We start from the raw sequence: 17,993 nt of genomic DNA on the forward strand, positions 1-17,993 counted from the left end.
CAATTTTATTGACAGACTCAATATCTAACAATACGTTCTAATCACCATAAATTTTTTTGGATACCACTCCAGTTAGAGCATTGCCTTCAAGTGCATACACCGTTAGCGGACTAACCTTCCCCGCTGGTGTTGCCAACTTATCTACGGAGGAGAATTTTTGTATCATATGTCGAGTCAAAGCCTTACTTGATGTGGTAACGACCAAATTTATCCGATCGAAATTTTCTAGAGTGAAAGCGCGTAGAATATCTAATAACGCCACCCTATTTAGATCATCCAGATGCATTACCGGCTCATCAAGAAAAAAAGTCCCGCCAACTGCTCGCGCCCTCGCTAAGAATATAGCCAATGCTAAATCTTGACGTTGACCTTGACTAAAATCAGCATAAGGATTGAATACATCTCCCGCCGAAGTTGCTTTAAGCAGACCAGTTCGCCCTCCTTCTTTAAATGCTATAGAATCATATATTCGATTTGAATGCATTCTCATAAACAGTGGGGCAACGCTATTCGATAAATGGCTTAAGCGCCCCTTAGTTACTTGGTCATACTCCAAGTTGAAGGCATCTCTTGCCCGAAGGGTAAGTCGTTGACAATTTTCAGTCGTTGACAACTTTGTGTATAGCTCAGAAAGTTTTTTATCAATTTCATCACGACGCAGCATAGCTTGACTACTTGCAAACTGCCGACTAAGCTCATCAAGATTTTTACGAAACAACTTAAGCTCACGTTCTTTATCAAGCAGCTGTTTGTGTATCTTTGTAAATCTATCCTGACTCCACACCCTCTCGCCAGTCAGCGTCCCCCACAGAACATTGACATCATTCAGTTTGCGCTGACTGTGACCCAGTTTAACCTCAACATCTCTAAGGCGTAGAGTATTCAGTTCCACCGTAGATCTAAAGCCGTTTAGATGATGCATCTCTCTCATCAACTCCATCCGGAGATTCGACGCTTTTTCTTCTTGCTTGCGTTGATACTCATGCAACTTATTGGTGACAAAAAGTTCTTCAACCGTACTGGAAGATAGTTGCTCGAAATCAGGAAATGCCTGTTCGATTGCACCAACAGATGAGAGTAGCTCGAAAAGTTTTACAGCCAACTCTTCGCGAGCCATTTCTTTGTCTATGGAGTTCTTAGGGTCTCGAGAGGATATCCCGTAAAGACCAAGCCCTGCCATGAGGGACTTTTCACGATTGTTTGCCATGTCTAAATCGCGATCTATTTCTTCAATTTTTATTCTAAGATTTCTTTTGGCATCAAGCTGCTTTACCCAATAATCCTTTTTGGCAGCTACAAGCTGACACTCACTCCGTTTACTTTCAATCAGCTTTGGCAACGAAGCCATTACTTTATTCATGGCAGAAAGTAGACTTTCTGACGTGCCATGCTCGCATCCGCAAACTGGGCAATCACTGGTATTCTTACTATTATCACCCGATAAATACGCCTTGACTTCAACTTGAAGTTTAGTCAGCGGTTGCTCGATAGCATGAAGCTGTTTCAGATGTTTCGTAAAATTTTGCTCAGCCTCCTCAAGGTTTATTGTTATCTGTACTTCTTCCTCGGTATCGCCTAACTCAAAGAAAGTCTTCTTTCTAAGATTACTCAGATTTTTTATTTCGTTTTTGAGCGCAGGAAGATCTCGCTTAAGAATGTTAAGTATCCGGAGGTGCGACGAATCATTGTCTAAATCTGCAGCAATACTTCGCTTGGAAATGAGCTTTCTCAATTTGCGCAAGCTATTCGCTTTTGAAATTCTGAGTGCGTCCGAGTGAAGCTCAAAGGCAGCCAGAAACTCTTTAATAGCCCCCTCTACAACAATTCGCATTCCAGGAAAAACACTGAGGCACTTCTCATTAAACGTGATATCGCTTTTAAGTCTGGTAATGCGGCTACCTTGTTTCGCGATAGACCCCTGCGACTCGGTGATTATTTTTTTAAGATGAGCACACTCATTACCCAACTCTTGAGCTAAGGATACATCTCTCGGTCTGCCACTCACGTGGCCATCAATTTGTGCAGCAATATTAAGCTTGTTTCTATTTTCCTGATCTTGACCCAGGAGTATAGACCCCAATTCTTCTATTCGATCACCTGTGGACAGAAGGGTATTCGCCTTAAGACTAGAACCGGTCACCTTCTCCTCAATGACTGCTAACTGCTTATCAAAACCTGCCCAATAAATCACGGGGCTTTCTATCAAGTTCTTTTCCAGATCTTTGAGATTGCCCCTTTCTATCTCAAGAGCGCCTAAAGCGTCATGCAAATCTTTAATCTCAACATCTTTGCTATTAAAGTGAGTACTCAGAACTTTAATTGCATCAAATAGATGCCGAACACCTAAAAGATCAGAAAAAACTTGCATCCGCTTTTCGTGGTTTAAATCATCGGCATCCATAAGTGACGCCAGATCATCAATAGTAAGAAATCTGGAACCACGTATCCAGCGCCTAATAGTTTTTTCAGAGGCTGTAAGCCCAGGCCGCCCAATTTCGAGATTTGATGAAATACGTTCAAGCCAATCCTTGCTGGAAATTTTTATGCTAGATTCGATTGACTCCCCAACCTTTAAGTTCTCAGCGGCCCCTTCTAGTTTCCTAGAGAGATAACCAATACCATCTGATTTGAGGAAATTCGCCGACACCTCAGTTGCTTGCGGTGGTGATAGAAATCTAGATGTTAGTGTGGACACGTTAAAGTCGGTAGTTACCGAGAATCTTTCTACTTCACCAGTAAGCATCCATTCTGCTGCCTCGCAGAGTGTGGTTTTCCCTGTGCCATTAGGCGCGTAAACCAAAGTTAGTGGCGAGTGCAAATCGAATGTGAGGCTCTCACCAATACTTCGAAAAGCCTTTACTGTCAGGTTCTGAAATCTAGCGACCACTGGTATCTCCTACCTTCTGTGCAACTCCACCACCTACTTTAAGCCAAAGTGCTTTAACGTCTTCACTCATATTTGGCCAAGTTAGTTTCTCGGAGCGCTCAGCTACGATATCTGGCAATCCTAAAACTGCAACATCGGAAATACGCGACCATACTATTGACTCATTGTCAGTCTCGGGCCATATCGCGTTCTTTCGACATATATTAGTCGACAACTCAAGTGATCTTACTGCCTTATCAAGCTCACCTGACGGCTTCTCACTCAACGCTAAAACCAGATAACCGTCCGTATGTTTATTACGGGCTTCTCTCTCCGACAAGATACCATCAAGAAAGTCCTGAGCCATTGCCGCGCTCTCTTTAAAGTTTTCTAAGCCGACGCCGGTTATGGGCCATAATAGGAGACAGGCGTAACCAGCAGACCAAAATGCCACGCCTTGGGGCAAGCCGCTTATACCATCGATAGACGGCAAAGTTTCTCGCACAAGGCTCACTTTATTACAAAGATGATCTAACAGAGATTGTGCTTCAAAAAGTTTTGGCATTACCGACCTCCACAAAATGCACTACCTATAACATTCTGTAACTCACCCGCACGCTCAGTTGCCTCACTCGGCACAAAGTCTTTGTACATACCTGAAACCTTATCGAGACTATAGAGCGCCGCGCGCCGGGTCACTTTATATTCCGTTATGCTATCGTCCTCATCAAAAAAATCACTGTCCAAACCAGATGTACTTAGTGCAGGCGTGCAGATATCTGACCTAGCGCTGACATAAACCTCTCCTTCCTCAGCCTGTCCTGCGGCACTACCAAACACAATAAGATTTGGATGAGTATTAGGATCCTCAAGCCATTCCTCAATCCTTTTACGGACGAACCTATACGTACGGTTCCGATCGTGCCACACAAGTAAATTTGTAACACCAGCAGAAACCAAATGACCATCCTGCGTTTCATCCTCAAGCCAGTCAGCCTGATCTAATGTCTTCAGAGCTGCAATTGCATATATCCCTTCATGATAGCTTTCTTTTTCATGAAGTAAATCTGGCTCGGTCGACACAATATCTGCGGTTCCTGCCAAAATGTAAGAAACTAATTTTTCTAGTAATTTTTCTGAAAAGACGCCCGCTTTAGACCTCAGTTCGTTCAAACCTCGGGCAACTCTAGGATCCCAATCTGCCCTTGAAGGAAATCTACGGACGTTTCGTAAAATCTCACATCGTATGGTTGTATTATTCATAGAGCTTAGTAAATCAATCCCGGACGGGGTGATATGACACAATAAGTCCGGGTGCCATAAGAATTGACCGGCAACGGGTGTGAATGGCCTCCAAGAAAGCTTCCCCGCAACTAAACAAGCTTTGGTGTCTCTGATTACCACACCAGAAATATTAGAGGTTTCCAGTGCACGACCGGCATGTAGGTGCTGTTGGCATTTCGGCAAATCCTCAAAGCTAACAAAAACTCCGCTCATACTTCGCCACTTATCTGCATTTTCCGAGCAGTCAGGTTTATCATACGCAATGTTGCATAGCGCTAATGCTCCAGGTCGTCGTTTAAAGACATGGCGAAGAATATCGCCAACTGCTACCTCCCAGTTTCGATTATACCCGGACTGCCATAAAGAGCCTGTAATTAAAACAGGGGTATCTGGACGATTATCAATGGTAATTGCCCGCATTATTTTATTTTGTGTGGAATCGATAGAACTTACGGACTCTAGCAAATCGGCACATATAATAGGAAATACACTGAGGTCGTTGAACCTAAGGTGAACAACCTCTCGACCAAACTGCATGTTCTGAAACTTCACCGCTTCCGTTCGCTGCTCGGCAACGTTTTTCATCCAAACTATACAATCCGTCCTAGCGCCCGGTTGGTGTACCCAGCACCAACCACCGTTTACCAACTTAGTGCTGCTAATCGCGCCATCCCAAGCTAAATGACGTTCAGTCTCCCCTGGCGCTGCTTTCCACAGACGCAGCGCCTCTCCTAAAGTTGCACCAAACCCAACAATTAGTATTACAGGGCTCTGGCTGCTTCTAACTGCAGCATCTAAATCATCCCAATCTTCATGCCCAAAGGCGAACTCGGGCATCAATACTAATGACATGCTACTTCGTGGCAAAATCTCATTCAAAACTGGTTGTTGGTGTGCCCCACCACCGGCGAACAACTCCTGCAAAACGTTAACAGAAGACGGCCGAGATTTATCCCCTTCCACCAGACAAAAATCTGGAGCAGGAGTTTGTATCAAGCAGAGATCTAATTTCTTATTATCTAGAACTGAATAGTTGAAAATAAATTCGGCACAATTGTCTGTAATTTTCTTTTCTGGCGAAACCACGGTACAACCCCACCAAATTTTGATATAGGCCAAAGCCACGTTATACTTTATAGCTAGACGTTCGCTAAGAATGCCTGCGCAGCAATCCATACTAAATCACACAGTACGCAGTGATTCTTTATCCCAAATAATATGAACAAGTTTAGTAATCACTGACAATATCAGGTAATAGCCAAATTCTTGCGAGGAGCTGATACCAGATGAAGCCTAGCTTGGCATGCATGAATTCCAAAGTGGGCCTCACGGAAAAAACAGCATCATCCATGTGTATACATCCTTGTTGTGAGTAGCCCTAAGGGAAGCCGGTAGATACCCGCCCCCTTGATTTAATGGCCCAATGATAGCGTTTTTGTAGCCAACCGTGATGGTTTTTTGATCGATCACCTACCATTTGCTCGACCCTAATTGCATCCTTGTTGACTCTTGGCGCTTATCTCACATAGGCCTTCGGTACCATCGATGCTTCACCAGCGACTGCCCGTGGCTCGATCACCCATCCGACTGTGCAGCCAAATCCCCAAAGTGACCGTCATACACTACCTTTTCAGGCTCACCAACCTCAGAAACAAGCTCAGCCTGCGTTGCCACATGGTTAGTTATGCCGAAAGGAATGTGCACAGACGGAGCAACCGCGCTGGTCGATTTAAGATGCCCGGATTGGTCATCGAAGAAAATGTGCGGTTTCAAAACGCCTAAAATTTTTCCCTTCTCAATACCACCCAAGAAGAACGCGTCGTTTGCCATTACGCCCCAACTCTTGAGTGTATTCATCGCTCGCTCATGGGACGGAGCATTGCGTGCCGTCACGATGGAGACGCGAATGCGGTTTTCGTAATTCGGGTTTTGCTTTTTGTGCTTTTCCTCGACCGACTGAATTTTTGAAATCCGCACCATGAATTCTTTCAACGGCCCAGGATTATGGGGCTGCATAACATTCTTCACTTCATGGGCATGAAACTCGGACAACCCAGAGGCTTGCATGATCGTTTCAGATTCGTCGCCGGCGAGTACGCCGTCAAAGTCGAACGCGATGCGTAGGGTTTTGTCAGCCTCGTCGTCTTCAAATTTGGAATCAAGCACTTGGCCTGCCGGGTACCCAGCTTTAATGGCCGCCTCTACGTCTTTTTTGTCTCCCGACAAAAACAGTGCGATGTTCAGTGCAGGTATGTACTCGTATGGGGATTTTCCTTGCATGAAAATTGCCCTGGTCATACCAAGCCTGTAGTGCTCGATGGTTTTTAATACTCTCAATCCGGTGTCCGGATCATTCCGAGAAAGAAGAATTACCTCTACAAGTGGATCCGCGGGATCAACACTCAGGTCATTCACTGACAGCAAACGTTTGATGAAGGGGAACGCTATTCCTTTTGGAAGCGGGACGTGGAGGTTCTCTTGCTGAAACTTGCGGTACTCCTCCTCTCCCTGGCTCTGAAATACTGCATCCGACGCCACTAGGTCAAATACAGCGCTTGAAGCAACGCCGATCACCAGGCGATTTTCTAACTCGTAGGGCATTTAAACCTCTCTCGATGCTTTTGGATGCAACGCTTGATAGGGGCAGAAGATACCAATTGAATTCTGAGCTATGCGCGATGTACAAAATTGACCGCGCCACTTCTAATTCGTAATGCCGCTCAGCTCTAATCTCTCTCTTGCCTAACCGTAGCTCGGCAGCGCTGCATACTCCAGCACTTCAGTCACATAGCTACGATCCAGCGTCCAAATGCATCCCTGAATACTTTTGGTCTCAAATGAGCCCATATCCACTTTGGTCTGATCAAGCTCAAAAATGCTGGCCCATGATTTTTGAAGCCGGGCTTGGAGTGAGGCCGCAGCCTCCGAGCCTGGCTCTACCTCTGCGGCATCTTCATCAAATCGGATTTCATCCTCGGCTGATTCAGGTACATAGCTTGCGTTGAGTACGAAATGCCAAAGATCGAAGCAGGAAGCCGCGATGAGGTTGGCCGGGACGCAAAGCTGAAGTACTACGGGGTCATTCAAGCAGAGGAGATCTTCTCTATAAGGCATCGGGCTGTCAGCGCCACGCCTCACCCAGCACCACCAAGGCGACAGGTTTTCTTCTGGAGCGTTGAGGCCAGCCGACGCCATGGCTGCTTTCATCCATTCATAGGCACGCTGAAATGTTGGATCGTCTTCAGCCAGCGTTGCAGGGCATGTAAGTGAATTTTTGGCTGCGAGAAGTAGCCATGTCGAACGCTCCATGACGGTCCAACATTGGATATGACCGGCGACTGAGAGCCGGTATTGCCAGGCCTCTATCAGATCTTTTGTTTTCACAGTGAGTCTCGGCTCAATACTGTTAAGCGTCATTTATTTCTATATACCTCCCTTGCGGTGTGTTGCGGCATAAACCAACCGGATCGCCAGCAGCAAAACACCTCAAAGAACGCCATAAATCTCAGCAACCACCTGCGCCGTCGCCTGTTCAATCGCCTCTTCATTACGACACAAAACCCACCCCTGATCACCCGCCACTCGCACAAACGCCTGGGTACACTCGACATGCTCTTGCAGCGTATGGATCAACGTACTGCCCAACCCGCGCCGTCGCTGCGCGGCCCTCGACCATGAAACCTCGGGGTCGGTGATAACCCCAACATGCAGGTCCGGCACTTGCACGTGTCGGTCCAGGTTCAGCTGCAATATGTCTGCGAACGGGACTGTGCGGCGAAACGCTGCATCTGAGGGGTACCAACGGTCTATCAGGATGATGCTGTCGGGTGGTTGCTTAGTCAGCACGTTCCGGGAAATCCAGAGCCGGCTCTCAGCAAAGCGCTCACACACTCTCCACTCCGAATCATCGGTGGGGTTTCTGGCGTGTGCGTTAACCAGGGCCATGGTTTCAGCCCTGTAGGGGTCGCTTTTTCGCTCGCAAAGGCGGATCACCTTTTTGTTGTCTGCCCGCAGTGATTGGGTGACGGCTTCCAACAGCGTGGTTTTACCGGTGCCTTTGGGGCCATCCAGGGAGACAAATAGTGGACGATTCATGCTTCACGTAATGATGGATAAGTGATGAGCACCTTAACATGGCCCACTCAGCAAAAAAGACGTGCCCCATGCCAACGGTTCCAACCCCAAGTGCACCGCCAGCGTCTGGCCGATATCGGCAAAGCTGGCTCGCTCGCCCAACCACCCCGCCGCCACGCCTGCACCATAAGCCAGTACGGGCACATGCTCACGGGTATGGTCGCTGCCCGGGCGCGAGGGGTCGCAGCCGTGGTCGGCGCTGATGATCAGCAACGTTTGCGCGTCCATCAATGCGAGTAATTCCGGCAGCCTGCGGTCGAAGGCTTCCAGCGCGGCAGCGTAGCCGCCCAGGTCTCGGCGGTGCCCGTAGAGCATGTCGAAGTCAACAAAGTTGGCAAACACCAGGCTGTTATCTGGCGCTTCGCGGTAGGCTTTGAGCGTGGCATCGAACAGCGCATCGTTGCCATCGGCCTTATACAAGCGGCTGATGCCTCGATGGGCGAAAATATCGCCGATCTTGCCCACTGCATGCACGGTGCCGCCGGCGTCGCAGAGGCGATCCAGCAGTGTCGCTGACGGCGGCGGCACGGTGTAGTCGCGGCGATTGCCGGTGCGGCGGAACTGGCCTGCGTGTTCGCCGGTGAAGGGTCGGGCGATGACCCTGCCGACGGTGTATTCATCACACAAGGTACGGGCGATTTCACACACTCGGTACAGCGCCTCAAGGCCGAAATGGCTTTCATGGGCGGCGATCTGCATCACGCTGTCGGCCGAGGTGTAGCAAATCGGCTGCTGGCTGCGGATGTGCAATTCACCTAAATCGTCCAGCACGGTAGTGCCCGAGGCGTGGCAGTTGCCCAGGATGCCCGGCAACCCTGCCCGCTCAATCAGGTCGGCGAGCAGTTGCGGTGGAAAGGACTCGGTCGGCTGCTCGAAATAGCCCCAGTCAAACAACACCGGTACGCCCATCATTTCCCAATGCCCGGACGGTGTGTCCTTGCCGGATGATTGCTCGCGCGCATGGCCGTAGGCGCCAATCGGTGCAGTGTCACCCCAATTGCCTGGCAACGGTCCATTGCCACTGGCAGCCGCTGCGGCGCCCAATCCCAGCCGGCCCAGGTTTGGCAGGGTCAAAGGTCCCCGGCGCAATAAACCATCGGCCTCACCACGGGCACAGGCTTCGGCGATATGGCGCAAGGTGTCGGCGCCGGTATCGCCAAACAGTGCGGCGTCGGCGCTGGCACCGATGCCCAACGAATCCAGCACTAATACGATGGCCTTGCTCATAGGATTGCCTGGATCAATTCGCGCGCGGTCGGGCGTTCAGCGCCTAGCCGATACGCTGCGCGCAAGGCGGATGCGCCCTGCCCGGCTTGCTCTTGGGTGCGCGCATGCACCCAACCCAGAGGCCGTTTTGCATTCACCTGTTCGCCTACAAAGGCCAGCTCGCTGAAGCCCACGGACAGGTCCAGCACGTCGTCCGGATGGCTGCGTCCACCGCCCAATGTCACCACCGCCAACCCCACCGCTCGGGTGTCGATCTGGGTGACACAGCCCTCCTCCTCGGCCCACACCGGCAACGACACGGCAGCCTTGGGTAAATGTTCATCGGGCGTGTCGGTAAAACCCTGCGGGCCGCCCAGCGCAACGACCATCTGTTCAAACCGCTGCAAGGCCGCCCCGCTCTGCCAGGCTTGATGCAATTGATCACGGGCCTGAGCCTCGTCCCTCGCCAGGCCGGCCATCGTCAGTGCCTGGGTGGCCAGCGCCAACGTCACCGCCCACAGGCGTTCACTGCGCACCTCGCCCTTGAGCAAGGCTACCGCTTCCTCTACCTCCAGGGCATTGCCGGCGCTGCGGGCCAGCGGCTGGTCCATGTCGGTGATCAGGGCACGAGTATTGACCCCGGCACCGTTGGCCACCGCAACGATACTCGCGGCCAGTGCTTGCGCCTGTTGCGGTTCGGCCATGAAGGCGCCGTTGCCGGTCTTCACATCCATGACCAGTACATCGAGGCCGGCGGCGAGTTTTTTGCCGAGGATCGACGCGGTGATCAGGTCAATCGACTCCACCGAGCCGGTCACGTCGCGGATCACGTACAAGCGCTTGTCCGCCGGCGCGAGGTTGGCGGTCTGGCCGATGATCGCGCAGCCGACTTCAGCCACTATCGCCCGCAGGCGTTCAGTGCTGGGTTGGCAGTCGTAGCCGGGAATGCTTTCGAGCTTGTCCAGGGTGCCGCCGGTATGCCCCAGGCCGCGCCCGGAGATCATCGGCACGTAACAGCCGCAGGCCGCCAGCAAGGGCGCCAGCAGCAGGCTGATCATGTCGCCGACACCGCCGGTGGAATGCTTGTCGACGACCGGCCCCGGCAGCTCCCATTGCAGAATCTGGCCGGAGTCGCGCATTGCCTTGGTCAAGGCAATGCGTTCGCTCACGTCCATGCCCTTGATGAACACCGCCATGGCGAACGCCGCCACTTGCCCATCGCTAAGGCTGCCGTCGGCAATGCCGGCGACAAACCGTTGAATATCTATCGCGGCCAGCGCATGCCCGTCGCGTTTACGGCGAATCACTTCTTGTGGCAACCACATACTGTGCTCCTTACAGTGAAATGAAAAAGCCGACAATCGCCGCGCTCATCAGGTTCGAAAGCGTGCCGCCGATCATGGCCCGCAGGCCCAGCCGCGCCAGTTCTTGACGCCGTTGCGGGGCGATGCCCGTGAGGCCGCCCAGTTGAATCGCAATCGAGGACAGGTTGGCAAAGCCGCACAGGGCGAAGGTGACGATCACTTGGGTGTGTGCCGACAACAGCGGCACCCCGGCTGCGGCCGCTTTGTCCGCGGTCAGGTAGTTGGCCAGGTCGGCATAGGCGACGAACTCGTTGAGCACCAGTTTTTCACCGATAAAACCGCCGGCCAGCACTGCCTCATGCCACGGCACCCCGAGCAGAAACGCGATCGGCGCCAACACGTGCCCAAGCACCAGTTGCAAGGTCAGCTGCGGGTAGCCAAACCAGTTGCCCGCCCAGCCCAGCAGCCCGTTGAACAAGGCGATCAACGCGATAAACGAAAGCAGCATCGCACCCACCGCCAAGGCCAGGCGCAAGCCGACCTGCGCGCCCTCGGCCGCCGCGTCGATGATATTGGTCGGCCGATTCTCGGCCTGCCCCAGCTCTTCAATCACCTCGTCGGTGCGCGCCGCTTCGGTTTCCGGCTCCATGAGCTTGGCCATCAACAACGCCCCCGGCGCCGACATGAAACACGCGGCGATCAGGTATTTGAGTTCCACCCCAAGCCCGGCGTAACCGAGCAGCACCGAACCTGCCACTGCAGCAAAACCACCGACCATCACCGCGAACAACTCAGAGCGCGTCAGCTTGGCAATGAACGGCCGTACCACCAGCGGCACCTCCGACTGACCAATGAAAATCGCCGAAGTCACCACCATCGACTCGACGCGACTGGTGCCCAGCAACAGGCGCAGGCCGCCGCCCACCAGCCGGATAATCCAGCCCATCACGCCGATGTAATACAGCACCGAGATAAAGCTGCCGAAGAACACAATCATCGGCAACACCCGGATAGCGAATACAAACCCGCCATTGCCGAACACTTCAAACATATGCGGCGAACTCAAACCGCCGAACAGAAACTCGATGCCTTTGTTGGCATACAGCTGCAGCGAGGCTACCGCGCCCGACAGCGCGGCGAGCACCGTTTGGCCCCAAGGCACGTACAGCGCAAACGCGCCGATCAGGACCTGGATCACAAAAGCGACCGAAACCGTGCGCCAGTTGATCGAGCGTCGCTGGTGGGATAAAGCAATGGCAATGACAATAAGGGTCGCTATTCCGACAAGACTGATCATGCAGGCGTCTCAACAAGGGACCAAGCGGACGCAGGCCAGCAGGCCTGCCCAGGATTAGAAAGCGTCGAAGGCGCCCGGCAGCAATTGCGCCAGGGTCCAGGTACGCGTGGCGGCCGGGTCACTGCCCTGGCAAATCACCACTGCATCCTTGGCCATCAACTCCAGCATCACCTGGCGGCAGGCACCGCAAGGGCTTATCAGTGAAACGTTGGGTGCGTAAACCGCGATGGCCCTGAAACTGCCCGGCGCATGGCCCTGGCTGATGGCGCTGAACAAAGCGCTGCGTTCGGCACAATTGGTCAGCCCGTAGGAGATGTTCTCGACGTTGCAGCCCAGTACGACCTCGCCGTCGGCGGTCAGCAACGCCGCGCCGACCGGAAAACGCGAGTAAGGCGAATACGTACGCTCGGCCGCCCGCTTGGCCTGCTCCATCAAACGCTGTTCAATTGTCATTCACAGGGTCATCCCATTTTATTGCGCACACGTCCAGGGAGGTCGTGGCGCTCTTATGGGTGTTATTAAAATAACATTTGATGTGAATACTCAATCTTTATTTTTTGCCCGTGAACGATTATGCAACTGCCAACCCCAGGCTCTCGCGCAAGGTCGTGCCTTCATACGCCGTGCGGTACACACCTCGCTCCTGCAACAGCGGTATGACCTCTTGCGTAAATCGCTTGAACTGCCCCGGATGCCCAATATAAATATTGAAGCCATCCACCGCCCGCGCCTCCAGCCAATCGGCCATCTTTCGCGCCACAGTATCCGCCGTCCCTACAAACGCCCCCGGCCGCAACTGCCGGCCAAATTCCACCGCCTGACGCAAGGTAAAGCCCTTCTCCCGCGCCTGATCAGCAATGCGCTTGGCATTGGTAAAAAAGCTGCTGCGCGCCGCTTCCAGGCTCTCCTGAGGAAACGGCGCATCCAGGTCGTATTGGCTGAAATCATGCCAGCCAAAATTACGCCCAAACTCCTTCAACGCCAGCTCAAAACTATGGTCGGCCTGATGGTAGTACTGCTCGATTTCACGCGCATGCTCGTCAGTGTCGCCCACATAGATTTCCGCGCCGGGCATCACCAGCAATTGCTCCGGATCGCGTCCGTGTTGCAGCGCCCTGCCCTTTATATCCCGGTAGAACGCCTGGCCCTGTTCGATGCTGGCGGCGTGGGTGAAGATCACATCCGCCGTAGCGGCGCCCAGGTCGCGGCCTTGTTCTGAGTCACCGGCCTGGAAGATCACTGGCTGGCCCTGGGGCGAGCGCTGGATATTCAGCGGGCCGACCACGCAAAAGTGCTCGCCCTTGTGGTTCAGGCTGTGCAGTTTGCTCGGGTCGAGGAATAGGCCTGTCGCACGGTCGCGCACGAAGGCGTCGTCTTCATAGGAATGCCACAAGCCTTGCACCACTTGGACGTGTTCGGCGGCGCGGCCGTAGCGGGTGTCGTAATCATAATGCTCGTCGCGGCTGTAATTGCCGGCGGTGCCGGCATCGCCGCTGGTGACTACGTTCCAGCCGGCGCGGCCTTTGCTGATCAGATCCAGGGAGGCCAACCGCCGTGCCACGTTGTAGGGCGAGTTGTATGACGTTGTCAGCGTGCCGACCAAACCGATATGCCGCGTGCTGACAGCCAGCGCCGATAGCAGTGTCAGCGGTTCCAGGCGATTGAGGTAATGGGACGGCGAGCCGGGCGTGATGAACTGGCTGTCGACGATAAACATCAAGTCGAACAACGCGGCCTCGGCCAGGCGGGCAATGTCGATGTACCAGTCGACGTTGACGCTGGCATCGGCCGGTAACTCGGGATCAAGCCACAGGTTGTGGCGGCCGGGGCCACCGCAGCCCATCGTCAGGGCGCCGAGTTTGAGCTGTCTTTTAGTCATTTGTTCAGTGTTCCTTGAAGCGTTTTGGCCACGGCGGGTTGCAAGGCGGCTGCGAATGAATCGTCGAACAGGCTGGCTGCCGAATAGGATTTGACCAGGCCCTGGCTGGCAAAAAAGTCCACGGTCTTTTGCGCTTCGACCGGCGACTGGGCCGTGACCGGCTCGACCGTCGTACGCGCGCGGGCAAACCAGGCGCGGGCGATGTCGGCATCGGCGCGGGTACGTTTGGCCCAGGCATCTGCGTAGGCATCGGCGTTGGCGGGGCTTTGTCGCGTCCAGTCACGGGCTTTTTTCAGGCGCTGGAGAAAGTCGCCGATGGGCGCGCGTTTGCTCTCCACGGCCTTGGCGTTGGCGGCAATGAAGCTTTGCGCCGGAATCAACCCCTCAGCCGTGGCCAGCACCCGCGCGCCTTGGCGTTCCTGCTGGGTAACGTAGGGTTCCCACGTCGCAATGACGTCGACTGAGCCGCCCTCCAACGCATGGGAGGCATCCAGCGCGCTGAGGTAGCGCAGCTCCAGCGAGTCACGTGGCACGCCGGCTTTATCCAGCGCCGTCAGCAGCAGTTGCTGGCTCCAGGAGCCTTTCCAGACGGCCGCGCGCTTACCGGCAAGGTCGGCAAGGCTGTGGATCGAGGAGTCTTTGCTGACCAGAATCGCCACGCCTTCGAGGTTCTGGCGGCTGATGCCAATCACCTTGATCGGCGCGCCGAGTGCGCCGAGGAACAGCACCGGTGCATCCCCCAGCAGGCCGATGTCCAGGCTGTTGGCATTCAGCGCTTCGGCGACGGGCGAACCGGCGGTGAATTGCTTCCATTCCAGCGTATAGGGTAGATCGTTGAGCACCCCCGCCGCCTCCATCACGGCCTGGGCGTTGTAGCTTTGGTCGCCTACCACCAGCGTTTGCGCGTGCGCAGTCAGGCAGAGCATGGCGGCAGTCATTCCGGCCGCCAGTTTTGTCAGGTAACGCACGTTTTTCTCCAAATGCCTGTTTATAAGGACGCAGAAGATGAGGGACAGATCACTCGGAGTAAAATACTGATAATGCATATCCTAATTCTATAACAATGCGAAATATGCATTTTATAGCCATCGGTGCCGCCGAAACCCTGGGGCCGACATTGCATAGCGCCCGGCACCACCTACACTGGTTTGAGTCCAGCATCCCCCAGATACACCTGCACGCATTGCTCAACAAAAAAACAGTTAGCCAACTGATTAATAGAGTCAACATGAAAGAGCAGCCTCGGCAGCGTGCGTCCTTCCTTCTGGTTCCCTTGAGCCTGGTGTGCATCGCCCTCGCCGGCTGCACCGTCGGGCCTGATTTCACCCGCCCCGATGTGGCTGCCAACGCCGACTATGCAAAAGAAAAACTCACCACCACCGCCCAGGCCGACATCGCCACCGGTGGCGCCGCGCAGCGGCTGATCGCTGGCATGGATATCCCCGGCCAATGGTGGACGCTGTTTCGTTCGCCCGCCTTGAACGCACTGGTCGAAGAAGCCTTGAAGGCCAACCCGGATGTGAGCGCCGCGCAAGCCGCCCTGCGCCAGGCAAACGAGCTGGTCTACGCCGACCAGGCGTCGTTGTTCCCGTCGGTGAGCGGCAATGTGCAGAAAGCGCGAGAGAAAGTCTCGGGGGTCACCTCCGGGGTGCCGGAATCGCCAATACTCACCGTCAGTTCTGCGTCGCTGAGCGTGTCCTATGCCCCGGATGTGTTTGGCGGTACGCGCCGGCAAATCGAATCGACCACGGCGCAGGCCGAGTACCAGCGCTTCCAGCTGGAGGCGACCTACCTGACCTTGACCGCCAATGTGGTCAATACCGCCATCAGCCTTGCGTCTGTGCGTGATCAAATCGCATCTACCGAGGAAATCATTCGCCTGCAAGGCGGCCAGCTGGATCTGCTGCAAGCGCAGCGGCGTTTGGGCGCCATTAGCGATACCGATGTGCTCACCCAGCAAACGGCACTGGCACAAACCCGTGCGACCTTGCCGCCGTTGCAAAAGCAATTGGCGCAAACACGCAATCAGTTGATGGCCTACCTGGGGCGCTTCCCCAATCAGGACCAGGGCGAGCGATTCAACCTGGCGTCTTTACGGCTGCCCGAAGAACTGCCGGTGAGTCTGCCCTCGGCCATCGTCGGCCAGCGGCCGGATGTGCGTTCTGCCGAGGCTCAACTGCATCAGGCCAGCGCCAATATCGGTGTGGCCGTCGCCAATCAGTTGCCACAGTTCAGTATTACCGGCTCGCTGGGCTCTACGGTGGCAAGCGGGACCAAGCTGTTTTCATCGGGCTCCGGCGTGTGGAGCCTGGCGGGCTCGATTACCCAGCCGATCTTTGACGCCGGCGCGCTCGAACACCGCAAGCGCGCAGCCGTGGCCGCTTACGACGAGTCGGCGGCGCGTTATCGCGGCACGGTGGTGACCGCCTTCCAGGACGTGGCCAACGCATTGCGGGCGCTGGAAGCCGACGCCGATGCGCTCAACCAGCAGGTTGTGGCCGAACGCTCAGCGCAGGCCAACCTGGATCTGGTCCAGGCCCAATTTCGCCTTGGCGCGGTGGCCTACATCAACCTGCTCACGGCCCAGCAGACCTATCAGAACACTGCTTTGTCACGCGTCAAGGCCCAGGCCGCGCGTTACAGCGACACCACGGCGCTGTTCCAGGCCTTGGGTGGCGGCTGGTGGAACCGTACGGATATAAACCCGGACACCAAGGGCAGCCCGGATCGCTTCGGCCTGCCGTCGTGGCAGGAAATCATGCCGGCCAAGAGCAAAGCCGCGCCGGCCGATGCCGCGCGGCTCAACTGAATCAACAGCGAGAAACCCCATGGCTGAAGTCACCCCTGTCTCTGCCCCGCCACCCGCCCCCAATGGCCCGCGCAAGCGGCGACTGTGGCGGCCGATGCTGATCATGATCGTGGTGGTGCTGGTGATTGTCGCGATCATTGCCGGGGTGAAGTTCGTGCAGATTTCGGCGCTGATCGCCCAGTCCAAACAGCCCTTGCCGGCAGCAGTGGTGACGGCCATGCAGGTGCCATTTAGCGAATGGCAACCCAGTGTGTCGGCGGTGGGCTCGATGAAGGCAGTGCGCGGCGTGGATGTGACCACGGAAGTGGGCGGCATCGTGCGCACCATCGGGTTCAAACCTGGCCAGGAAGTCGAAGCCCAGGCACTGCTGGTGCAGTTGAATGCCGACTCGGATATCGCGCAACTGCACTCGCTCGAGGCCACAGCCGACCTCGCCGTCATCGTGCTCAAGCGCGACAAGGCGCAACTGGCGGTCAACGCAATCTCCCAGGCCCAGGTCGACACCGATACCGCCGATTTGAAGGCCAAACTGGCCGCCGCCGAACAGCAGCGCGCGCTGGTGGCGAAAAAGACCATTCGCGCACCGTTTGCCGGGCGCATCGGCATCACCAGCGTCAACCCCGGCCAATACCTCAACCCCGGCGACAAGATCGCCACGTTGCAGACCTTTGATCCCATCTACATCGACTTCAGCGTGCCGCAAACCCAGATGGAAGCCATCGCCATCGGCCAGGGCGTCGCGGTAACGGCTGACGGCCTGTCCAACCAGACGTTCAAGGGCCGCATCAGCACCATCGACACCCAGTTTGACGCCACCACGCGCAACGTCACCGTCGAAGCAACGGTTGAGAACCCCAAGCAAAACCTGGTGCCCGGCATGTTTGCGCGTGCCGTGGTCAGCTCGGGCGCCACCCAACGCTACCTCACCGTGCCGCAAACGTCGGTGACCTACAACCCGTATGGCACCACGGTATTCATTGCCACGTCGAGCAAGAACGACAAGGGTGACGAGGTGCTCACCGCGCAACAGACCTTTATCAAGACCGGGCCGACCCGTGGCGATCAGGTCGCGATCCTGTCCGGGGTCAAAGAAGGCGACCTGTTGATCACCAGCGGCCAGATGAAGCTCAAGAACGGCTCGCCGGTGAAGGTCGATAACAGCGCCGCGCCGCTGAACGATCCGGCGCCGACTCCCCAAGAACATTAAAGGTGTC

Annotated in this window: 14 protein-coding genes; 2 read left to right on the forward strand and 12 right to left on the reverse strand. The window is 54.9% G+C overall.

Annotated features, from left to right (window positions below; translation table 11 throughout):
* Positions 1–37: 37 nt before the first annotated feature.
* The 12 genes from ACTD9P_RS08595 to ACTD9P_RS08650 all read right to left on the reverse strand — a co-directional run bounded on the left by ACTD9P_RS08595 (position 38) and on the right by ACTD9P_RS08650 (position 14,938).
* Positions 38–2,887: an AAA family ATPase gene (locus ACTD9P_RS08595; protein ID WP_438867367.1), complete on the reverse strand. Its 2,850-nt coding sequence runs from the start codon at positions 2,885–2,887 to the stop codon at positions 38–40.
* Positions 2,877–3,431: a hypothetical protein gene (locus ACTD9P_RS08600; RefSeq protein WP_438867368.1), complete on the reverse strand. Its 555-nt coding sequence runs from the start codon at positions 3,429–3,431 to the stop codon at positions 2,877–2,879. The genes ACTD9P_RS08595 and ACTD9P_RS08600 overlap by 11 nt, the downstream gene beginning before the upstream one ends.
* Positions 3,431–5,275 carry an ABC-three component system protein gene (locus ACTD9P_RS08605; protein WP_438867369.1) on the reverse strand — a complete coding sequence of 615 codons (1,845 nt, stop codon included), beginning with the start codon at positions 5,273–5,275 and terminating at the stop codon, positions 3,431–3,433. Before ACTD9P_RS08605 ends, ACTD9P_RS08600 begins: the two co-directional genes overlap by 1 nt.
* Positions 5,276–5,725: 450 nt before the next feature.
* On the reverse strand, positions 5,726–6,751 hold the full coding sequence (locus tag ACTD9P_RS08610; RefSeq protein ID WP_438867370.1) for a 5'-nucleotidase: 1,026 nt from the start codon (positions 6,749–6,751) through the stop codon (positions 5,726–5,728).
* Between the two features lie 141 nt (positions 6,752–6,892).
* Positions 6,893–7,567: a DUF3841 domain-containing protein gene (locus ACTD9P_RS08615; protein WP_438867371.1), complete on the reverse strand. Its 675-nt coding sequence runs from the start codon at positions 7,565–7,567 to the stop codon at positions 6,893–6,895.
* Between the two features lie 69 nt (positions 7,568–7,636).
* On the reverse strand, positions 7,637–8,245 hold the full coding sequence (locus ACTD9P_RS08620; protein ID WP_438867372.1) for a dTMP kinase: 609 nt from the start codon (positions 8,243–8,245) through the stop codon (positions 7,637–7,639).
* Between the two features lie 33 nt (positions 8,246–8,278).
* On the reverse strand, positions 8,279–9,511 hold the full coding sequence (locus tag ACTD9P_RS08625; protein WP_438867373.1) for a phosphopentomutase: 1,233 nt from the start codon (positions 9,509–9,511) through the stop codon (positions 8,279–8,281).
* Positions 9,508–10,815, reverse strand: coding sequence for a thymidine phosphorylase (gene deoA, locus ACTD9P_RS08630; RefSeq protein WP_438867374.1), 1,308 nt, complete (start codon positions 10,813–10,815; stop codon positions 9,508–9,510). Before deoA ends, ACTD9P_RS08625 begins: the two co-directional genes overlap by 4 nt.
* A gap of 10 nt (positions 10,816–10,825) precedes the next feature.
* Positions 10,826–12,091, reverse strand: a complete 1,266-nt coding sequence (locus ACTD9P_RS08635) for a NupC/NupG family nucleoside CNT transporter (protein ID WP_017135630.1) — start codon at positions 12,089–12,091, stop codon at positions 10,826–10,828.
* A 54-nt stretch (positions 12,092–12,145) separates the two neighbouring features.
* On the reverse strand, positions 12,146–12,544 hold the full coding sequence (locus tag ACTD9P_RS08640) for a cytidine deaminase (protein ID WP_236460642.1): 399 nt from the start codon (positions 12,542–12,544) through the stop codon (positions 12,146–12,148).
* A 118-nt stretch (positions 12,545–12,662) separates the two neighbouring features.
* Positions 12,663–13,970 (reverse strand): LLM class flavin-dependent oxidoreductase, encoded by a 1,308-nt coding sequence (locus ACTD9P_RS08645; RefSeq protein ID WP_438867376.1) that lies wholly within the window; start codon positions 13,968–13,970, stop codon positions 12,663–12,665.
* Positions 13,967–14,938 carry an ABC transporter substrate-binding protein gene (locus tag ACTD9P_RS08650; RefSeq protein ID WP_438867377.1) on the reverse strand — a complete coding sequence of 324 codons (972 nt, stop codon included), beginning with the start codon at positions 14,936–14,938 and terminating at the stop codon, positions 13,967–13,969. The genes ACTD9P_RS08645 and ACTD9P_RS08650 overlap by 4 nt, the downstream gene beginning before the upstream one ends.
* Before the next feature lie 260 nt (positions 14,939–15,198).
* Here ACTD9P_RS08650 and ACTD9P_RS08655 point away from each other — a divergent pair, with 260 nt between their 5' ends.
* Positions 15,199–16,779 (forward strand): efflux transporter outer membrane subunit, encoded by a 1,581-nt coding sequence (locus ACTD9P_RS08655; RefSeq protein ID WP_438867379.1) that lies wholly within the window; start codon positions 15,199–15,201, stop codon positions 16,777–16,779.
* A 94-nt stretch (positions 16,780–16,873) separates the two neighbouring features.
* Positions 16,874–17,986 (forward strand): efflux RND transporter periplasmic adaptor subunit, encoded by a 1,113-nt coding sequence (locus ACTD9P_RS08660; RefSeq protein ID WP_200432973.1) that lies wholly within the window; start codon positions 16,874–16,876, stop codon positions 17,984–17,986.
* Positions 17,987–17,993 lie beyond the last annotated feature (7 nt).

Origin of the sequence: Pseudomonas onubensis, assembly GCF_965653655.1 — a bacterium.
In the GTDB taxonomy this organism is placed as follows: domain Bacteria; phylum Pseudomonadota; class Gammaproteobacteria; order Pseudomonadales; family Pseudomonadaceae; genus Aquipseudomonas.

Excerpts from the sequence above, each read along its gene's own strand:
- ACTD9P_RS08645 (WP_438867376.1), bottom strand. The coding sequence starts at position 13,970 with ATGACTAAAAGACAGCTCAAACTCGGCGCCCTGACGATGGGCTGCGGT.
- ACTD9P_RS08600 (WP_438867368.1), bottom strand. The coding sequence starts at position 3,431 with ATGCCAAAACTTTTTGAAGCACAATCTCTGTTAGATCATCTTTGTAAT.
- ACTD9P_RS08620 (WP_438867372.1), bottom strand. The coding sequence starts at position 8,245 with ATGAATCGTCCACTATTTGTCTCCCTGGATGGCCCCAAAGGCACCGGT.
- ACTD9P_RS08640 (WP_236460642.1), bottom strand. The coding sequence starts at position 12,544 with ATGACAATTGAACAGCGTTTGATGGAGCAGGCCAAGCGGGCGGCCGAG.
- deoA (WP_438867374.1), bottom strand. The coding sequence starts at position 10,815 with ATGTGGTTGCCACAAGAAGTGATTCGCCGTAAACGCGACGGGCATGCG.
- ACTD9P_RS08635 (WP_017135630.1), bottom strand. The coding sequence starts at position 12,091 with ATGATCAGTCTTGTCGGAATAGCGACCCTTATTGTCATTGCCATTGCT.
- ACTD9P_RS08615 (WP_438867371.1), bottom strand. The coding sequence starts at position 7,567 with ATGACGCTTAACAGTATTGAGCCGAGACTCACTGTGAAAACAAAAGAT.
- ACTD9P_RS08610 (WP_438867370.1), bottom strand. The coding sequence starts at position 6,751 with ATGCCCTACGAGTTAGAAAATCGCCTGGTGATCGGCGTTGCTTCAAGC.
- ACTD9P_RS08625 (WP_438867373.1), bottom strand. The coding sequence starts at position 9,511 with ATGAGCAAGGCCATCGTATTAGTGCTGGATTCGTTGGGCATCGGTGCC.
- ACTD9P_RS08655 (WP_438867379.1), top strand. The coding sequence starts at position 15,199 with ATGAAAGAGCAGCCTCGGCAGCGTGCGTCCTTCCTTCTGGTTCCCTTG.
- ACTD9P_RS08660 (WP_200432973.1), top strand. The coding sequence starts at position 16,874 with ATGCTGATCATGATCGTGGTGGTGCTGGTGATTGTCGCGATCATTGCC.